This is a genomic window from Limnochorda pilosa, from assembly GCF_001544015.1.
In the GTDB taxonomy this organism is placed as follows: domain Bacteria; phylum Bacillota; class Limnochordia; order Limnochordales; family Limnochordaceae; genus Limnochorda; species Limnochorda pilosa.
Map to the genome: position 1 here is coordinate 2,297,199 of NZ_AP014924.1, position 15,365 is coordinate 2,312,563.

General features: G+C 71.2%; 14 protein-coding genes. 1 reads left to right on the top strand and 13 read right to left on the bottom strand.

What is annotated here, in order from left to right:
- The first annotated feature begins 3 nt into the window (after positions 1–3).
- Positions 4–1,803 carry a M28 family metallopeptidase gene (locus tag LIP_RS10115; RefSeq protein WP_082726149.1) on the top strand — a complete coding sequence of 600 codons (1,800 nt, stop codon included), beginning with the start codon at positions 4–6 and terminating at the stop codon, positions 1,801–1,803.
- Between the two features lie 200 nt (positions 1,804–2,003).
- On the opposite strand, the gene LIP_RS10120 is transcribed toward LIP_RS10115, so the two are convergent.
- The 13 genes from LIP_RS10120 to dmpG form a co-directional block, all read right to left on the bottom strand.
- The gene (locus LIP_RS10120) at positions 2,004–2,720 is read right to left on the bottom strand and encodes an ABC transporter ATP-binding protein (protein ID WP_068137693.1); all 717 of its coding nucleotides are present in this window, start codon (positions 2,718–2,720) and stop codon (positions 2,004–2,006) included.
- Complete coding sequence (locus LIP_RS10125; protein ID WP_068137696.1) at positions 2,713–3,468, bottom strand: ABC transporter ATP-binding protein; 756 nt, start codon at positions 3,466–3,468, stop codon at positions 2,713–2,715. Before LIP_RS10125 ends, LIP_RS10120 begins: the two co-directional genes overlap by 8 nt.
- Positions 3,469–3,471: 3 nt before the next feature.
- Positions 3,472–4,506 carry a branched-chain amino acid ABC transporter permease gene (locus tag LIP_RS10130; protein WP_198409495.1) on the bottom strand — a complete coding sequence of 345 codons (1,035 nt, stop codon included), beginning with the start codon at positions 4,504–4,506 and terminating at the stop codon, positions 3,472–3,474.
- 22 nt (positions 4,507–4,528) lie between these two features.
- A complete protein-coding gene (locus tag LIP_RS10135; RefSeq protein ID WP_198409496.1) occupies positions 4,529–5,389 on the bottom strand; it encodes a branched-chain amino acid ABC transporter permease in 861 nt (286 codons plus the stop codon).
- A 69-nt stretch (positions 5,390–5,458) separates the two neighbouring features.
- The gene (locus LIP_RS10140; protein ID WP_144440424.1) at positions 5,459–6,640 is read right to left on the bottom strand and encodes an ABC transporter substrate-binding protein; all 1,182 of its coding nucleotides are present in this window, start codon (positions 6,638–6,640) and stop codon (positions 5,459–5,461) included.
- A gap of 59 nt (positions 6,641–6,699) precedes the next feature.
- The gene (locus LIP_RS10145) at positions 6,700–8,226 is read right to left on the bottom strand and encodes a 4-hydroxyphenylacetate 3-hydroxylase family protein (RefSeq protein ID WP_068137705.1); all 1,527 of its coding nucleotides are present in this window, start codon (positions 8,224–8,226) and stop codon (positions 6,700–6,702) included.
- A 163-nt stretch (positions 8,227–8,389) separates the two neighbouring features.
- Positions 8,390–9,172 (bottom strand): 2-keto-4-pentenoate hydratase, encoded by a 783-nt coding sequence (locus tag LIP_RS10150; RefSeq protein WP_068137707.1) that lies wholly within the window; start codon positions 9,170–9,172, stop codon positions 8,390–8,392.
- A 47-nt stretch (positions 9,173–9,219) separates the two neighbouring features.
- A complete protein-coding gene (locus tag LIP_RS10155) occupies positions 9,220–10,188 on the bottom strand; it encodes a catechol 2,3-dioxygenase (protein ID WP_068137710.1) in 969 nt (322 codons plus the stop codon).
- 41 nt (positions 10,189–10,229) lie between these two features.
- Positions 10,230–10,634, bottom strand: a complete 405-nt coding sequence (locus tag LIP_RS10160; RefSeq protein ID WP_068137714.1) for a carboxymuconolactone decarboxylase family protein — start codon at positions 10,632–10,634, stop codon at positions 10,230–10,232.
- Positions 10,635–10,639: 5 nt separating this feature from the next.
- Positions 10,640–12,106, bottom strand: coding sequence for an aldehyde dehydrogenase (locus LIP_RS10165; protein WP_198409497.1), 1,467 nt, complete (start codon positions 12,104–12,106; stop codon positions 10,640–10,642).
- A gap of 77 nt (positions 12,107–12,183) precedes the next feature.
- Positions 12,184–12,951, bottom strand: coding sequence for a 2-keto-4-pentenoate hydratase (locus tag LIP_RS10170; protein ID WP_068137717.1), 768 nt, complete (start codon positions 12,949–12,951; stop codon positions 12,184–12,186).
- Between the two features lie 95 nt (positions 12,952–13,046).
- A complete protein-coding gene (locus LIP_RS10175) occupies positions 13,047–13,922 on the bottom strand; it encodes an acetaldehyde dehydrogenase (acetylating) (protein WP_068137720.1) in 876 nt (291 codons plus the stop codon).
- Positions 13,923–13,960: 38 nt separating this feature from the next.
- Positions 13,961–15,004, bottom strand: coding sequence for a 4-hydroxy-2-oxovalerate aldolase (gene dmpG / locus LIP_RS10180; RefSeq protein WP_068137721.1), 1,044 nt, complete (start codon positions 15,002–15,004; stop codon positions 13,961–13,963).
- Positions 15,005–15,365: the final 361 nt, after the last annotated feature.

Sequence of the window (15,365 nt, forward strand, 5' to 3'; positions counted from 1 at the left end):
CGATTGAGTGACGAACCGAGCAACGAGAACGCCCGGCGTGAAGGGCAGGGATCCGAGGCCGAGCGGCGATTCCTCGCCGACCTGACCGGAGGCGCCGCGTGGGAGCTGGTGGAGCGCTTCGCCACCCTGAACCGGGAGTCCGGCTCCGAGGACGAGCGGGTGGCGGCCCGCACCATCGCCCAGCGCCTGCAGGAGGCGGGCGTGCCCGTGGAGGTGTACACCCCCGAGCTCTACCTGAGCCTCCCCCGCGGCGCCCGGGTGAGCATCGACGGCGCCACGCCGCTCAGCCTGACGGGGAAGACGCCCTCCTTCTCCGTCTCCACCGGGGACCAGGGGACGAGCGGCCGCCTGGTCTACCTGCCCTCGAACTTCGCCCAGGGGAGCGGCGATCTCTTCGACTCCAACCTCCGGAGCGCCGAGGGCGACCTGGCAGGCGCCGTGGTGGTGACCGAGGGGCTCCCCCTCCCCCAGAAGGTGCTGGACATCCGGGCGACGGGGGCTACGGCTGCGGTCTTCGTCAACCCGGGCGAGCGGATCCACGAGGCCATCTGCACGCCCATCTGGGGCGGGCCGGACCTGGAGAGCGCCGACCGGCGGCCCACCCTGGCCGTGGCCAGCGTCAACCGGCCCGACGGCGAGCGGATCCTGGCGGCGGTGAAGGCGGCCCAGGCGTCCGGGCGGAGCCTGACGGCCACCGTCTGCACCTGGCTCGAGGAGGGTCTCTACCCCTGCCCCGTCACCGTGGCCACCATCCCCGGCAGCCAGGAGCCCGAGAAGTTCGTCCTCCTCCACGGACACCTGGACTCGTGGCACTACGGCATCGGCGACAACGCCGTGGGTGACGGGGCCCTCCTGGAGCTCGCGATCGGGCTCTGGCGCAACCGGGCCTCGCTCCGCCGCTCGGTGCGGATCGCCTGGTGGCCCGGCCACTCCCAGGGCCGCTACGCCGGCTCTACCTGGTATGCGGACCGGTTCGGGGTGGATCTGGCCGAGAACGCGGTGGCCCACGTGAACTGCGACTCACCCGGATGCCGCTGGGCGACGGTCTTCGAGGAGGTCTCCTGGATGCCCGAGCTGGCCGCCTTCACCCAGGAGGCGATCCGCGACGTCACCGGCCTCGACTCCTCCGGCGAGCGCCCGCCCCGGGCCGGCGACTGGTCCTTCAACAACCTAGGCGTCAGCGGCACCCTGATGCTCTCCTCCACCATGCCCGATCCCCTGCGGAAGGAGAAGGGCTACTATGGCGTGGGCGGGTGCGGCGGGAACATCGAGTGGCATACCGAGGCAGACACCCTTGAGGTGGCGGACCGCGAGATCCTCACCCGCGACATCAAGGTCTACGGGGCGGTCGTCTGGCGGCTGGCCACCTGCGAGCGTCTCCCCTTCCGCTTCCGGGCGACGGTGGCCGACATGAAGGCAGCCCTCGACCGGTACGCATCCCAGGCCCAGGACCGCTTCGACCTGGACCCCGTCGCCCAGGAGCTGGACAAGCTCGACCGGCAGCTCGCCCGGCTGGAGGCAGCCGACACGCTGGCGGCCACCGCAGTGAACGAGGCCCTGCTCCGGGTCGGCCGGATCCTGGTCCGCCTCCACTTCGCCAAGGGTGATCCCTTCCGGCAGGACCCGGCGCTCCAGGTGCCGCCTCTGCCCGACCTGGCCCCGGCCGGCCGCCTGGCCCAGCTCGAGCCGGGGAGCCTGGAGGCCTGGTTCACCCGCACCTCCCTGGTGCGGGGCCGGAACCGGGTGGTCCACGGCCTGCGCGAGGCCCAGCGGGTGGTGGAAGGCGTTCTCAAGGGAGTCTGAGCGTTCGGGCCTGTTGAGTGCGGAAGCGAACAGGCGCTGAGGCGCGAACGAAGGAAGGGGGGCAGTGGTGCCCTCCTCCTTCGTTCCTTTTCGTTCTCCGTCAATCGACAGTCGTTACGGGCCCGGGCGAGGGGATCGAGGGCCGCGCTGCACGGTTTGCCCCTCAGATGGCTGCGCCTGGCACGTTCGGCGGGGGACCCTCAGGAGACGCTGACGCCAAGGTACCTCACCTGAGCGGCTTCGTCGCGCCGAAGGTCCTCCGGAGCGCCTTCGTAGGCAACCTGGCCGCCGCTCACGACATGAACCCGGTCTGCGATGGAGAAGGCCATCTCCACGTTCTGCTCCACCAGCAGGATGGCGAGACCCTCCTCCTTGAGCGCCTGGAGGATCTCGCCCACCTGCAGGACCATCATGGGTGCCAGGCCTTCGCAGGGCTCGTCGCAGAGGAGGATCTGCGGCTGCGTCATGAGGGCCCGGGCGATGGCGAGCATCTGCTGCTCGCCCCCGCTCAGACGGGTGCCCCCGACCCGGGCTCGCTCCCGCAGGATGGGGAAGTGGCGGTAGATCCGCTCCGCGTCCCAGAGCCCCGCGCGCTCCCCCTCGGGCCGGCTGCGGAAGCCGACCATCAGGTTCTCCTGAACCGAGAGCGAGGCGAAGATGTGCCTTCCCTGGGGGACGAGGGCGATGCCGCGCCGGGCGACCAGGTGCGGCGGCAGCCCGTGGATGGGGCTCCCCTGCCACCAGATCGAGCCGCGTGCAGGGCGGACGAGGCCGGCGATGGCGCGGAGGGTGGTCGTCTTCCCCGCCCCGTTCCGGCCCAGCAGCGCGACCACCCGGCCCGGCTCCACCTCCAGGGAGATCCCGTTGAGGACGGTCCCCTTGCCGTACCCGGCGTGGACCTCCCGGAGGCTAAGCACGAGCCCTCATCCCCAGCCCCAGGTAGATCTCCTGAACGGTCCGGTCGGAGGTCACCTCATCCCAGCCCCCCTCCGTGACGATCCGCCCGTAGTTGAGAACCGTGACGCTGTCCGCGAGCGAGAAGACCATCCCCATGTCGTGGTCGATGAGGAGCAAGGTGACGTCGCGGGGCATCTCGCCGATGCGGGCCGCCAGGCGACGGCGCTCCGCGTCGGAGAGACCCGCCGTCGGCTCGTCGAGGAGCAGGACCCGCGGCTCGGTGGCGAAGCCCAGCGCCAGCTCCAGGCAGCGCTGGTCGCCGTGGGAGAGCTCCCTGGCCGGCGTGTGCAGGTGCTGCTCGAGCCCCCACTCCGCGAGGATCTCGCGCGCCCGGCGTTGCAGCTCCCTGTCGCGCCGGTGGCTCGCGACGAGGCCGAGGAGCCGGTGGCGCCCTCGAAGCAGGCAGAGCAGCACGTTCTCCAGCACGGAGAGATCGAAGAAGAGGTGTGTCCGCTGGAAGGTCTTGGCCAGCCCGTGCCGGGCCCGCTCATGGACGGGCAGGCCCGAGATCTCCTGGCCGAAGAGGAAGAGCCCGCCGCTGGTGGCGGGTACGAGACCTGCGACGATGTTGAAGAGGGTGGTCTTTCCCGCGCCGTTGGGGCCGATGATCGCCCGCCGCTCGCCCGCCTCCACCGCGAAGCTGACGTCGGTGAGGATGGCCGCCCCGTCGATCGACTTGTGGACTCGCTCCGCACGCAGTGCTTCCACCGGTCACTCCCCCCTGCCTCGGATCCCCGCGGCTCCGACGACGCCCTCCTCTGGTTGGGCGACCCCGTCCGGCGCGGCCGCCCCCGCTCCGCGACGTGCGAGCCCGCCGGCCAGCCCGGCGATACCGCCGGGCGCGAAGAGGACCGTCAGGATGAAGAGGATCCCCACGATGCTCAGCCACAGGTCCGTCATGGAGCTGACCACGTACTGGATGGCGAGGACCACGCCGGCACCGACCAAGGGTCCCCAGACGGTCGCCGCCCCTCCCAGGATCACCATGAGCATGACCTGGCCCGAGAGCGCCCAGCCGAAGTAGTCGGGGCTCACGTAGCCGTAGAAGTAGGTGTAGAGACCGCCAGAGAGGGCGGCCACGGCGCCCGCGATGACGTAGCAGGCGTACTTGTAGAGCCAGGTGTCGTATCCGATCACCCGCAGCCGCTCTTCGTTCTCCCGGATCCCCGTCAGGACCAGGCCGAAGGGCGACCGGACGACGGCCCGGAGCAGCAGCGCGGCCAGGGTGACGCAGGCCAAGGTCAGGTAGTAGAAGCTGGCCGCATCCCAGAAGGAAAGCCCCAGACCGGGCAGGGTGGGCCGCGGGATGCCGACCAGCCCGTCGTCGCCTCCGGTGACCGGGCGCCACAACCAGGCGACCGCGTAGAGCAGCTCCCCCAGCGCGAGGGTCAGCATGAGGAAGTAGGCGCCGGAGGCCCTGAGCACCACGAGGCCGAAGAGGAGGGCCAGGAGCGCACCGACGAGGACCGCTCCGGCCAGGGCGGCGGCGAACGAGGCCCCGCCTCGGAGCACGAGGAGCCCCACCGCGTACGCCCCGGCGCCGAAGAAGGCCGCCTGCCCCAGGGAGGCCAGCCCCGCGTAGCCCAAGAGCAGGTCGAGGCTCATGGCGAAGAGGCCATAGATGAGGATCTCCGTCGCGACCCCGAGCTCGTACTCACCCAAGAGCGCCGGGAGCGCCAGCGCCGCCGCGGCCAGCCCCAACGACGCTGCAATCCAACGTCGCCTCCCCTCCGCCCTTCCGCTCACGGCGCGGCCCGGCCTCCTCTCCTCACGCCTGCGTCCTCCCCAGGAGCCCGGCGGGTCGGACCACCAGCAGCACGGCCATGAGAGCGTAGATCCCGAAGAGGGAGGCCTGCGGCCAGACGCCCCGCATGAGGCTGTCCGCGACGCCGATCAGGAGGCTCCCGGCCAGGGTCTGGGTCACCGAGCCGAGGCCCCCCACCACGACGACCACCAGGGCCAGCAAGAGCATCTGCAGGTCCGTTCCGGGAGCGACGCCGGTAACCGGCGCCCCCAGAACGCCGCCGACGCCCGAGAGGAACGCCCCGATGCCGAAGACCGCGCTGAAGACCCGGTTCGCGTCGACTCCGAGGGAGCTCAGCGTCTCGACGTCGTCGACCCCCGCCCGCACGAGAGAGCCGATCCGCGTCCGCTCCAGGACCAGCCACGTGCCGAGGGCGAGGAGCGCGCCGATGAGGATCAGCCCGAGGCGGTAGGTGGGTACGACCGTGTCCCCGATGGAGACGGACCCCCCCAGCATCGCAGGCTTCGCGAGGGCGAGCGGCTTCGCGCCCCAGAGCCGCCGCGCCGCGTCCTGGAAGAGATAGGCGAAGCCGAAGGTCAGGAGGACCTGCTGGAGGATCCGACCCTGGAACCGGCGCAAGAGCCCCCTCTCCATCGCGACGCCGACGACGGCCACCGCGAGCCCGCCCGCGGCGACGGCCGTCCAGAACCCCCCCGTCGCCCGCTCCACCGAGATGCCGACGTAGGCGCCGAGCATGTAGAAAGAGCCGTGGGCCAGGTTGATGAATCCCATGAGCCCAAAGCTGATGGAGAGGCCCAGGGCGAGCATGAAGAGCAAGAAGCCGTAGGAGAGCCCAACGATGAGCCGCAAGGCAAGTTCGTCCACCCGTCTCACCTCACCCGCGGCAGGCCGCCGGCCCCGCGGGGCTCGCACCCCGCCGGGCCGGCGCCTCCCTCACCAGGAGTCCGAGACGTTCTCGTACCGGCCGATCACCACGTTGCCGAGGCTCCCGTCCGGCAACCGGTCGACCCGCCGGATGTACACGTTGAAGACGACGTTCTGGCTGGTCGGGTCGAAGCGGAAGGGCCCGGCCGGCCCGGTGAAGGTCACCGCCCGCAGGGCCTCCAGGAAGGCGTCCGTCTCTTCCACCCGACCACCGACGCCCTCGATCGCCTCGGCGATCACCCGCGCCGCGAGGTACCCCTGGTAGGCGAACTGGTTGGCCGTCTCGCCGTAGCGACCCCGGTACTGCTCCACGAAGGAGCGATTCTCGGGCGTCTCGACCAGGGGGCTGTAGTGGAGCGAGGTGACCGTTCCCAGCGCGGCCTCCCCGATCTCATCCAGGTAGGCCTCGTCCACCATGTCCCCCGCGCCGATGAGCGGCATCCTCTCCTTCAGCCCGAACTCCTGGTACTGCTGGACGAAGCGGACCGCGTCGGTGCCTGCGAAGAAGGCCCAGACCGCGTCCGCCTGCTGCAGGCCCGCCAGGTAGGGGCCGAAGTCGTTGGTTCCGAGCGGGGGATAAACCTCCTGGACCACCCGGCCGCCGGCCTGCTCGAAGTACTGCTTGAAGGCGCCTGCCTTGTCGTGGCCCGCGCTGTAGTCGGGGGCCGTCACGACCACCGTCCGGTACCCGAGGACCTCGTAGGCGTACCGGCCCAGCAGGTACTCGTACTGCCCGTTGGCGAAGGAGACCCGGAAGATGTAGGGGCTCCGGCGCGCCGGATCCCGGGTGAGGCTGGGGTCACCGGCGTTGGCGATGACCAGCGGGATCCTCCGGGCGTGGACGTAGTCGCGGATCGCCGCGGCCACGCCGCTGTGGACGACGCCGACCAGCAGGTCGACCCGGTCCCGCTCCACCAGCTGCCGCACCTTCGGCAGCCCCTGCCGCGGGTCGCCCTGCGTGTCCTGCTTGACCAGCTCGAGCCGCCGCCCCGCCGCCGTGTAGCCCGTCTCCTCCAGGAAGAGCTCCAGCCCTGCCGTGATGTTCTCTCCCAGGCTCGTGTAGACCCCCGAGTACGGCAGGAGAACACCGATCCGGATGGGATCGGACTGGGCCGTCGCGGGGCCCGCGAGGAGAAGGGCGACGACGAAGGCGGTGAGGACCACCCGAAGACGAGGCGCCAGCTTGACCATCCTGCTTCCCTCCCGTCGCACGGCGGCCGGCGGGTGCCAGGACCCTGCCGGACGCCGGCTCATTGGCCGAGCCTGTTCCAGGTCCAGTGGGGGACCTTCCAACCGTCCAGGTCGTACTCGCTCATGCACTGGTCGACGAGGGCCTTGAACCCGTCCGCGAGGCCCCGCTCGTGGGCCCAGTGGAAGGCGTCGAGATACTTCTGCTCGTTGTTCCCGGCGTAGTTCAGCTCGTAGAGCCCGTGCCGGCCGGCAAACTCGGAGTAGACCGCGTCCCAGACGAGCTTGAAGAGCTTGATGCGCTCCTCCGCCGGGATGCCGGTCCCGCGGAGGTACCGGTCGATGATCGGCCTGAGGTCCGGATTCATCAGGTCCCTGTAGCTCGAGACGGTGACGATGGGGCTGCCGCCCAGGAGAGACTCGAAGATCTGCCGGACCCTGTCCCACGAGAAGTTGGTGTAGACCCGCGCCGCTGCCGCGTACTCGAGCTTCGGCACGACGCTCCCGCCCAGGCTCGGCTCTGGGTCGAGGGCCATCGCCGAGGCGAGGGCCCAGAAGAGGTTCCGCAGGGTGATCAGCTCCCCGGCGGCCACCTGCACCCCCCGAAAGCCGTCCGTGCCGTTGGACTCGAGGCCCTTCAGCAGCAGGCCGCACATGAAGTCCAGCTTGATGGCCATCCGGATCGTCGCCTGGAAGTTGAAGCGGTTGAAGAAGCCAGAGGCTGCGTAGAACTGCTTCGCCCGCTGCACGTCCCGGTAGGCCAGCACGTCCTCCCACGGGATGAAGGCGTTGTCGAAGACCAGCACCGCATCGTTCTCGTCGAAGCGGCTCGAGAGGGGCTGATCGAAGGGGCTCTCCGCCTTCAACTCGAAGGAGGGACGGCAGAAGAGGATCTGGCCGGGCGTCTCCATCCGTGCGAGGAAGACCAGGGCGAAGTCCTCGTCCTTCCCTTCCTCGAAGCGGGCCGCGGTCCCGCTGTTGGCTGCGACGAAGGAGGCGTGGGTGAGGGCGGACTGGGTCGCCACCTGCTTCGCGCCCGTGACGTAGATACCGCCGCCGGTCTCCTTCACCACGTGGACGTAGACGTCCCGCACCTCATGGTGCGGCCGGTTGCGGTCGACCGGAGGATCGACGATGACATGGTTGAGGAAGAGGACGCGCGAGGCGTACTCCCGGTACCACCGCCTGGCGTTCTCCCCGAAGGGTGCGTAGTACTCCGGATCCGCCGCCAGGGTCGCCATGAAGGACGCCTTGTAGTCAGGCGTGCGGCCCATCCACCCGTAGCTCAGGCGCTGCCAGGCGGCGATGGCCTCCTTCGCCTCCAGGAGATCCTGCGCGCTGTAGGCGGGCGCGAAGAACCTGTGGGTGGCGATGCCCCAGCGATCGACCTTCATCAGCACCTCTTCCATCTCCGGGTCGTGCAGCGCGTCGTAGAGCCGGGCGATCGACCGGGCCGCGTTGCGGAAGGCGGGGTGGTTCGCGACGTCCTTCACCCGCTCGCCTCCGAAGTAGACCTGCCGTCCGTCCCTGAGGCTCTCCAGGTACTCCTCGCCGTCCAGCGCCCGCACGGCGACCGTCTCCTCGCTCATGACCGAACCTCCCCGCCTTCAGCCTCACCTTCCCGACCCCGCCGCGACCGTTCGCTCATCCCACCGATGCGGGCCCCCACCTCTCCCGGCTCCCAGCGTCACTCGAGACCGGGCCGGGCCCTCTCGGGCGAGGGTGGCTCGCCGCCCCCGCGCGCCCCTCCACTCAGGTGAAGCGGACAGTGAGCGGGCTGAGTCCCTCCACCTCCAGCCGCACCGCGTTGGCGGCCCGTACCGGCACCGAGGCGGCCAGCGCCCCGGAGAGGACCACCTCACCCGCCTCGAGCCGCTGGCCCATCGAGCCGAGCTTGTTCGCCAGCCAGGCGACGCAGGTCGCCGGGTGGCCGAGGGCGGCCGCGCCGGCCCCGATCGATGCGGCCGCACCGTCGACGTAGAGGACCATGCCGGCCAGCGCCAGGTCGAGGGTGTGCCACTCCTGCCGCCACGCGCCGATCGCGAAGGCTCCCGACGAGGCGTCGTCGGCGACCGTGTCCACCAGGGTGATCCGCCAGTCCCGGATGCGGCTGTCGACGATCTCGACCGCGGCCGCCACCGCGGCCGTCGCCCGGAAGACGTCGAGCACGCTGACGCCAGGACCCTCGAGCGCCTCGCCCAGGAGGAAGGCGATCTCGCCTTCGGCGCGGGGCTGGATCAGCCGGCCGGCCTCCATCTCCCCCTGGCCCCGGCTCAGGGGCACCTCCATGCCCTGGAGGAGCGTCCCGTAGTCGGGCTCGCCGACGCCGAGCTGCTCCTGCATGGCCCGGCTGGTGAGGCCGATCTTGTGGCCCACCACCCGGTCGCCCCCGGCCAGCCTTCCCTGCACCCAGGCCTGCTGGATCCGGTAGGCGAGGACGACGTCCTCGATCCCCGGCTCCGAGCTCAGCGGCTCGATCGGCTTCCGTTCCTGCCAGGCCCGCTCCAGCCGGGCCGCCTGCTCCTCCGGGCGCATCCCCGTCCCCTTCCTTCACCGTCGCCTCGCAGGCCCGGCGCCGGACCTCACGCGTCGACCTGCGGCGTCCCGTAGGTATGGAAGCTCTCGGGCAGCCTGCCGCCCCACCACATCCGAAGCTCCCTCTCCTCCTTCGTCCAGATGACCGGCTGCCAGTCCGGGTCGAAGATCAGGTAGCCGCCCGTGAAGAGCTCCACCCGGTTCCCGCCGGGCTCGTAGCAGTAGAGGAAGAGCGCGTTGGTGATGGCGTGCTTCCCGGGGCCGGCCTCGATGAAGATGTCGTGCTCCCGCATGAGGTCGGCCGACCGCGCCAGCCCGTCGAAGGTGTCGGCCCAGTAGGCGACGTGGTGGAGCCGCCCCCGGACCTCCGACTGCCGGTCGAAGGTGTAGGCGATGTCGTGGACGAGCGGGGTCACGCTGAGCCAGGCGCCGATCTCCAGGTCGTCGTGGACGATCCCCTCCCGGTGCCGGAAGCCGAGGCGCGCCTGCAGGAACTCGCGGTTGGCCGGCACGTCCTGCGTGAAGAGGTTGACGTGGTCGATGCGGCTGATTCCGGGGCCGTTCACCGGTACCCGCATGGGCCGGTTCTTCAGCCGGGGCGCCTCGCCCGCCGGCGCCCGCGCCTTCTCCACCTCGAAGAAGAGCTCCATCCGGTGCCCGGCCGGATCGGTGAAGCGGTACGCCCGGCCGTGTCCCAGGTCGCCGTCGATCCAGCCCTGGCCGAATTCCGTCTCCTCCAGGTCCGAGACCCGCCGCTCCAGGGCCTCGTCGCTCCAGGCCCGCCACGCGACGTGCCCCAGGCCCGCCCGGGGCGACTCCGTCACCTTCACGGAATGGTGGTAGTGGTCGCCCCACGCCCTCAGGTAGACCGACTGCCCGCTCCGGGCGGTGACGAAGAGCCCCAGGAGCTCCGTGAAGAACCGGACCGTCGCCTCCGGCCTCGGGCTCAGGAGCTCGACGTGGGCCAGGTGCGCGACGTCCTGGATCTCCGAACCCGGCTGTCCAGGCCTCGCCATGGTGATCTCCCTCCTCCTTTCCGCATTCCGGCGCCTGCCTCTCACGCGTGCCGGCGCTCCTCATCCCGGATCTCCTTGAGGATCAGCGCCCCCAGGTTGGCGGCGGGCAGGCCCCGGAAGAGGTAGGCCAGCCCGACCACCGCGTTCATCTCCTCCCACGAGGCACCCGCCCTGCGGGCGGCGGCGGCGTGCAGCCTCGCCGCGTCCGCGAGGGGCATGAGGAGCATCCCGAAGAGCATCAGTTGCGCCGTCTTCACGTCGAAGCAGGCGGGGTACATCAGACGCCTGCGGATCTCCTCCTGCATGCGGAGCGTCTCGGGGTCGAGCTCGGCCAGCAGCTCGATCCGCGCCCCCGCCCTCGGCGGCACGAAGCCGACCAGCTCCTGGTAGCGAGCCCGGAGCTCCTGCAGCTCCTCGTCGCTCAGCCTCTTGGTCGCCTCTGGCACGCTCCTCACCCTTTCCGGGACGGTCCCTGGACCGCCACGCAGATGGTCTGGGCCTCGGTGTAGAACTCGAGGCTGTAGTGGCCGCCCTCCCGACCGATCCCGCTCTGCTTCATGCCCCCGAAGGGGACCCGGAGGTCCCGGACGAAGAAGTCGTTCACCCAGACCGTCCCCGCCTGGAGGGCGGCGGCCACCCGGTGCGCCCGCCCCACGTCGCCGGTCTGGACGACGGCGCTCAGGCCGTACCGGGTCCCGTTGGCCCAGGCGATCACCTCCTCCTCGGTGCGGAAGGGCGCCACGGTGACGACAGGGCCGAAGACCTCCTGCTGGCAGATCTCGTCCTCCGTCCCCGCTCCCGTCACGATCGCGGGGGAGATGAAGTTGCCGTCTCCGAGCGGGCCGGGAAGGGAGAGGCGCTCGCCGCCCGTCACCCGGGCGCCCCGGGCCCGGGCCCGCTCGACGAAGCCGAGGACCCGCTCCAGGTGCTCGGGGGCCATCATCGGCCCCATCCGGGTCTCCGGGTCGAGGGGATCACCCACCCGCAGGTGCCCGACCTGTTCGGAGAACGCCGCCAGGAACCGCTCGTAGATGGGCTCCTCGACGAAGAGCCGCGGCCCCGAGAGGCAGAACTCCCCCTGGTTGAAGAAGCCGGCCCGGATGGAGACCTCGACGGCCCGGTCGAGGTCGGCGTCGGCGAAGACGATGTTGGCGCCCTTGCCGCCCAGCTCGAAGGAGAGGCGCTTCAGGGTTGGGGCGGCCGCGGCCATGATCGTCTGGCCCGTGGTCGTCTCCCCCGTGAAGGAGATCAGGTCGACGCCGGGGTGGCGGACGAGGAGCTCGCCGGCGCTGCCGGTCCCGAAGCCGTTCACCACGTTGAAGACGCCCTCGGGCAGGCCCGCCTCCCGGGCGCACTCGGCCAGCTTCCACGCGCCGAGGGGCGTCCACTCGGCGGGCTTCAGCACCGCCGTGTTCCCGAAGGCGAGGGCGGGACCGAGCTTCCACGTCTCGAGGAGGAGCGGCACGTTCCACGGCGTGATCAGCGCCGCCACGCCCACCGGGTGGCGGAGGACGTAGTTGAGGTAGCCGTTCTCCATGGGGTAGCACTCCGAGCCCAGCATCGCCGCGAAGTCGGCGAAGAAGCGGATGTTGGCCGCGGCCCGCTCGATGTAGGGGCGGCCGTTGTCACGGATGGGGCGGCCCACGTCGAAGGTCTCGAGCCTGCCGAACTCCTCGCCGCGCTTCAGGATGGCGTCGGCGAACCGGTTGAGCACCGCCCTCCGCTCCGACGGCCTCGTCCGGGACCACTCCTGGAAGGCGGCTCGCGCCGCCCGGACCGCGCGGTCGATCTCTTCAGGTCCGGCCTCGCAGGCGGTGCCGATCTGCTCGCCCGTCGCGGGATAGTGAAGCGGGAATCGGCTCCCCGTCTCGACGAACTCTCCGGCGACGTAGTTCGGAACCACGTGCTCCATCGACATCGACCCGCCTCCTCCTCCCCCCGAGGCCTCCCGCCTCGACACGCGCCCGACCGCCGGACCAGGCCCTACGCGACGCTTCACACGACGGAGGCGACCAGTCGCGAGGCTCCCGGGCCCTCGGCGACGACCATGCACGGCTCGCCCTCCCCCAGGGTCAGGGCGGGGCACGGCGCGCCCAGGAGGAGGAGGTCGCCTCTTCGGACACCCCGCCCCAGGGCCGCCGCCCGCTCGACCCCCCAGGCGATCTGCCGGGCGGGGTCGCCCAACCCCGCGACGGCACCCTCGGTCCACTCGCCGCCGTCCAGGGAGAGGCGCAGCCCTCCCTCCTGCCGCCAGAGGAGCCCCGGTGGGAGAGGCCTGCTCCCGAGGAGGACGGCGCCGCCCGAGGCATTGTCCGCCACCACGTCGGCCGCGCCGAACCGGTACCCCGCGTAGATGCTGTCGAGGACGTCGACCGCGAGGACGGCGAACGCCACGGCGCGGACGAGCTCGCCCCGGGTGTCCCCGGGGCTGGGGTCACGGCCGAAGACGACCCCGAGCTCCGGCTCCAGCCGGGGCTGGATGAACCGGGACCGCTCGAGCGGCTCCCCCGGGTTGATCAGCATGCCTTGGTGAAGGTGGCCGATGATCGGCTCCTGCACCTTCATCTGCTCCTGCTTCGCGGCACTGATGAGGCCGAGCTTCCAGCCGACGATCGCGTCGCCGGCGGCCTCCCGCTCCTCGGCCAGCACCCGTTGGACCCGGTACGCCTCCTCCAGGGTGAGGGTGCCTGCCCCGAAGGCATCCCGTGCCGCCCGCCGGCTCCGGGAGGAGCGGACCTCAGCGACGACCTCAGCCACCGTCATCCGAAGCACCCCTTCCCGGCGGTCTCCGCCCGGTGCCCGTGGAGGAGCACCTCGACGTGCGGCACGACCCGAGCCCCCCATGCGCCAGGCCCGACCTACGCCGCGGCGTGGAGCCGAGGCGCCAGCTCCTCGCCCACCCGGACCGCGGCGCTGGTCATGATGTCCAGGTTGCCTGCGTAGGGCGGCAGGAAGTCGCCCGCGCCCTCCACCTCGATGAAGAGCGTCACCCGGTCGCCGTCGACGACGGGGTCGGCCTTCACCCGGTAGCCCGGCACGTACCTCTGGACCTCCCGCTCCATCTCCCGCACCGACTCCCGGATCGCGGCGAGGTCCGCCGCGGCCACCCGCGCATAGACGGTGTCCCGCATCATGATGGGCGGTTCGGCCGGGTTGAGGATGATGATGGCCTTCCCCCGCCCGGCCCCGCCGATCTCCTCCAGCCCCCGCGACGTCGTGCGGGTGAACTCGTCGATGTTCTGCCGCGTTCCCGGCCCCGCGCTCCTGCTCGCGATGGTCGCGACGATCTCGGCGTAGGCGACGGGGCTGACGCGTCGGATCGCGGCCACCATGGGGATGGTCGCCTGTCCTCCGCAGGTCGTCAGGTTGATCTCGGGCGCGTCCAGGCTCCCCTCCATGTTGACGACGGGGACGACCGGAGGCCCCAGCCTGGCGGGGGTCAGGTCGACCAGGCGTACGCCCGCCTCCCGGAAGAAGGGCGCGTGCTCCACGTGGGCCCTGGCCGAGGTCGCGTCGAAGGCGAGCGCGACCCGGGGGCCCTCCTCCAGGAGGCCGCGCGCCCCGTGAACGGTGGTCCAGAGCCCCGCCGAGCGGGCCCGAGCCAGCCCCTCCGACTCAGGGTCGATGCCCGCCATCGCCACCGGGCGCAGGCTCTCGCTCCGCAGCAGCTTGTAGAGGAGATCCGTGCCGATGTTCCCCGAGCCGACGATGGCGACCGCAAGCCTCTCTCCCACGCTCCGCCCCCTCCTTCCGCTTGAAGCCGGGGCCTGCGCTAGCGGGTGACGGCCTCCGCCTGCCCCGCCCCCCGGGTGCTCAACCCGAGGGCGATCTCGACCAGGATGTCCTCCTGCCCCCCCACCGACTTGAGCCGGCCCGCCTCGACCAGCACCTCCCGCGGGTCGACGTCGAAGCGCTCAGCGGCCCGCTCGGCGTGGAGGAGGAAGCTTGAGTAAACCCCCGCGAAACCCAGGATGAGGCTCTTGCTGTCGAGCACCTGGGGCCGCGGGAGGAGCGGGCGGACCACCGCGTCCGCCGCGTCCAGGAGCGGCAAGAGGTCCACCCCGCACTCGTAGCCCAGCTTCTGCAGGACGGCCACGAGCGCCTCAGTCTGCGCGTTCCCGGCGCCCGCGCCGAAGCCGCACATGGACCCGTCGAGCCACGTCGCCCCCGCCCGCGCGGCCGTGATGGTGTTCCCGACCCCGAGGCCGAGGTTGTTGTGGGCATGGAAGCCGACGTCGCAGGCGAGGGCCTCGCGCAGCGCCGAGACGCGGGCGTGGACATCCTCCATGGTCATGGCGCCCGCCGAGTCGACCACGTAGACGACGTCCGCTCCCGCTCGCTCCATGATCCGCCCCTGCCGGGCGACCACCTCGGGGCTTCCCGTGTGCGCCATCATCAGGAAGCCGACCGCGGTCATCCCCAGCTCTTTCGCGAGCCCGATGTGCTGCTCGGCGATGTCCGCCTCCGTCACGTGGGTGGCAATGCGGGCGACGGTGGCGCCCAGCGCGGCCGCCTGCCTCAGGTCGTCGCGGACACCGATGCCCGGCAGCAGCAGGACCGAGATCTTCGCCCGGCGGGCCGTCTGCGCCGCCGCCTCGATCAACTCCAGCTCTGGAACGGCGGAGAAGCCGTACTGGTAGGACGAACCCCCGAGCCCGTCGCCATGGCAGACCTCGACGATGGGCACACCGGCCCGGTCGAGACCCGCCACCACCCTGCGCACCTGCTCCGTGGTGAAGCTGTGGTTCACCGTGTGGCTGCCGTCCCGCAGGGTGACGTCGGCCAGCACCACGCTCCTGACTCCCTCTGCGGCCACCCCACCCACTCCCCGACCGGCGTCGCGCCCGGCAGGACCGTCGCGCCGGGCCGGCGACCACCGTGTCTGCTCGTTCCAATCGTTGACTGATGTTTCTCCACGCAATCGCTAGATCCTTCCGTTATCCGCGACAGCATTTATTCTCGCACAATTGGGACGCTATTCCGGCCCTGCCAAGGCCCGCCAGGGCAAACCCGCACGGCATCGGTCCCCCGGCAGGGGTCGCAGGGCGAGCCGCGCCGCCGTCCTCCCTCTCCCAGGACCTTCTGGGGCGTCCCATCGTCGTGCAGGGCCGGCCGAGGCAGGGAGATCCATTCCATATGTCGAACGTACTCCCAGTCGCCGGAGGGCCAGGGAGGTG

What these genes read in the sequence shown, in the direction of transcription:
- LIP_RS10140 (WP_144440424.1), bottom strand. Translation starts at nt 6,640, where the DNA reads ATGGTCAAGCTGGCGCCTCGTCTTCGGGTGGTCCTCACCGCCTTCGTC.
- LIP_RS10145 (WP_068137705.1), bottom strand. Translation starts at nt 8,226, where the DNA reads ATGAGCGAGGAGACGGTCGCCGTGCGGGCGCTGGACGGCGAGGAGTAC.
- LIP_RS10150 (WP_068137707.1), bottom strand. Translation starts at nt 9,172, where the DNA reads ATGCGCCCGGAGGAGCAGGCGGCCCGGCTGGAGCGGGCCTGGCAGGAA.
- LIP_RS10155 (WP_068137710.1), bottom strand. Translation starts at nt 10,188, where the DNA reads ATGGCGAGGCCTGGACAGCCGGGTTCGGAGATCCAGGACGTCGCGCAC.
- LIP_RS10165 (WP_198409497.1), bottom strand. Translation starts at nt 12,106, where the DNA reads ATGTCGATGGAGCACGTGGTTCCGAACTACGTCGCCGGAGAGTTCGTC.
- LIP_RS10170 (WP_068137717.1), bottom strand. Translation starts at nt 12,951, where the DNA reads ATGACGGTGGCTGAGGTCGTCGCTGAGGTCCGCTCCTCCCGGAGCCGG.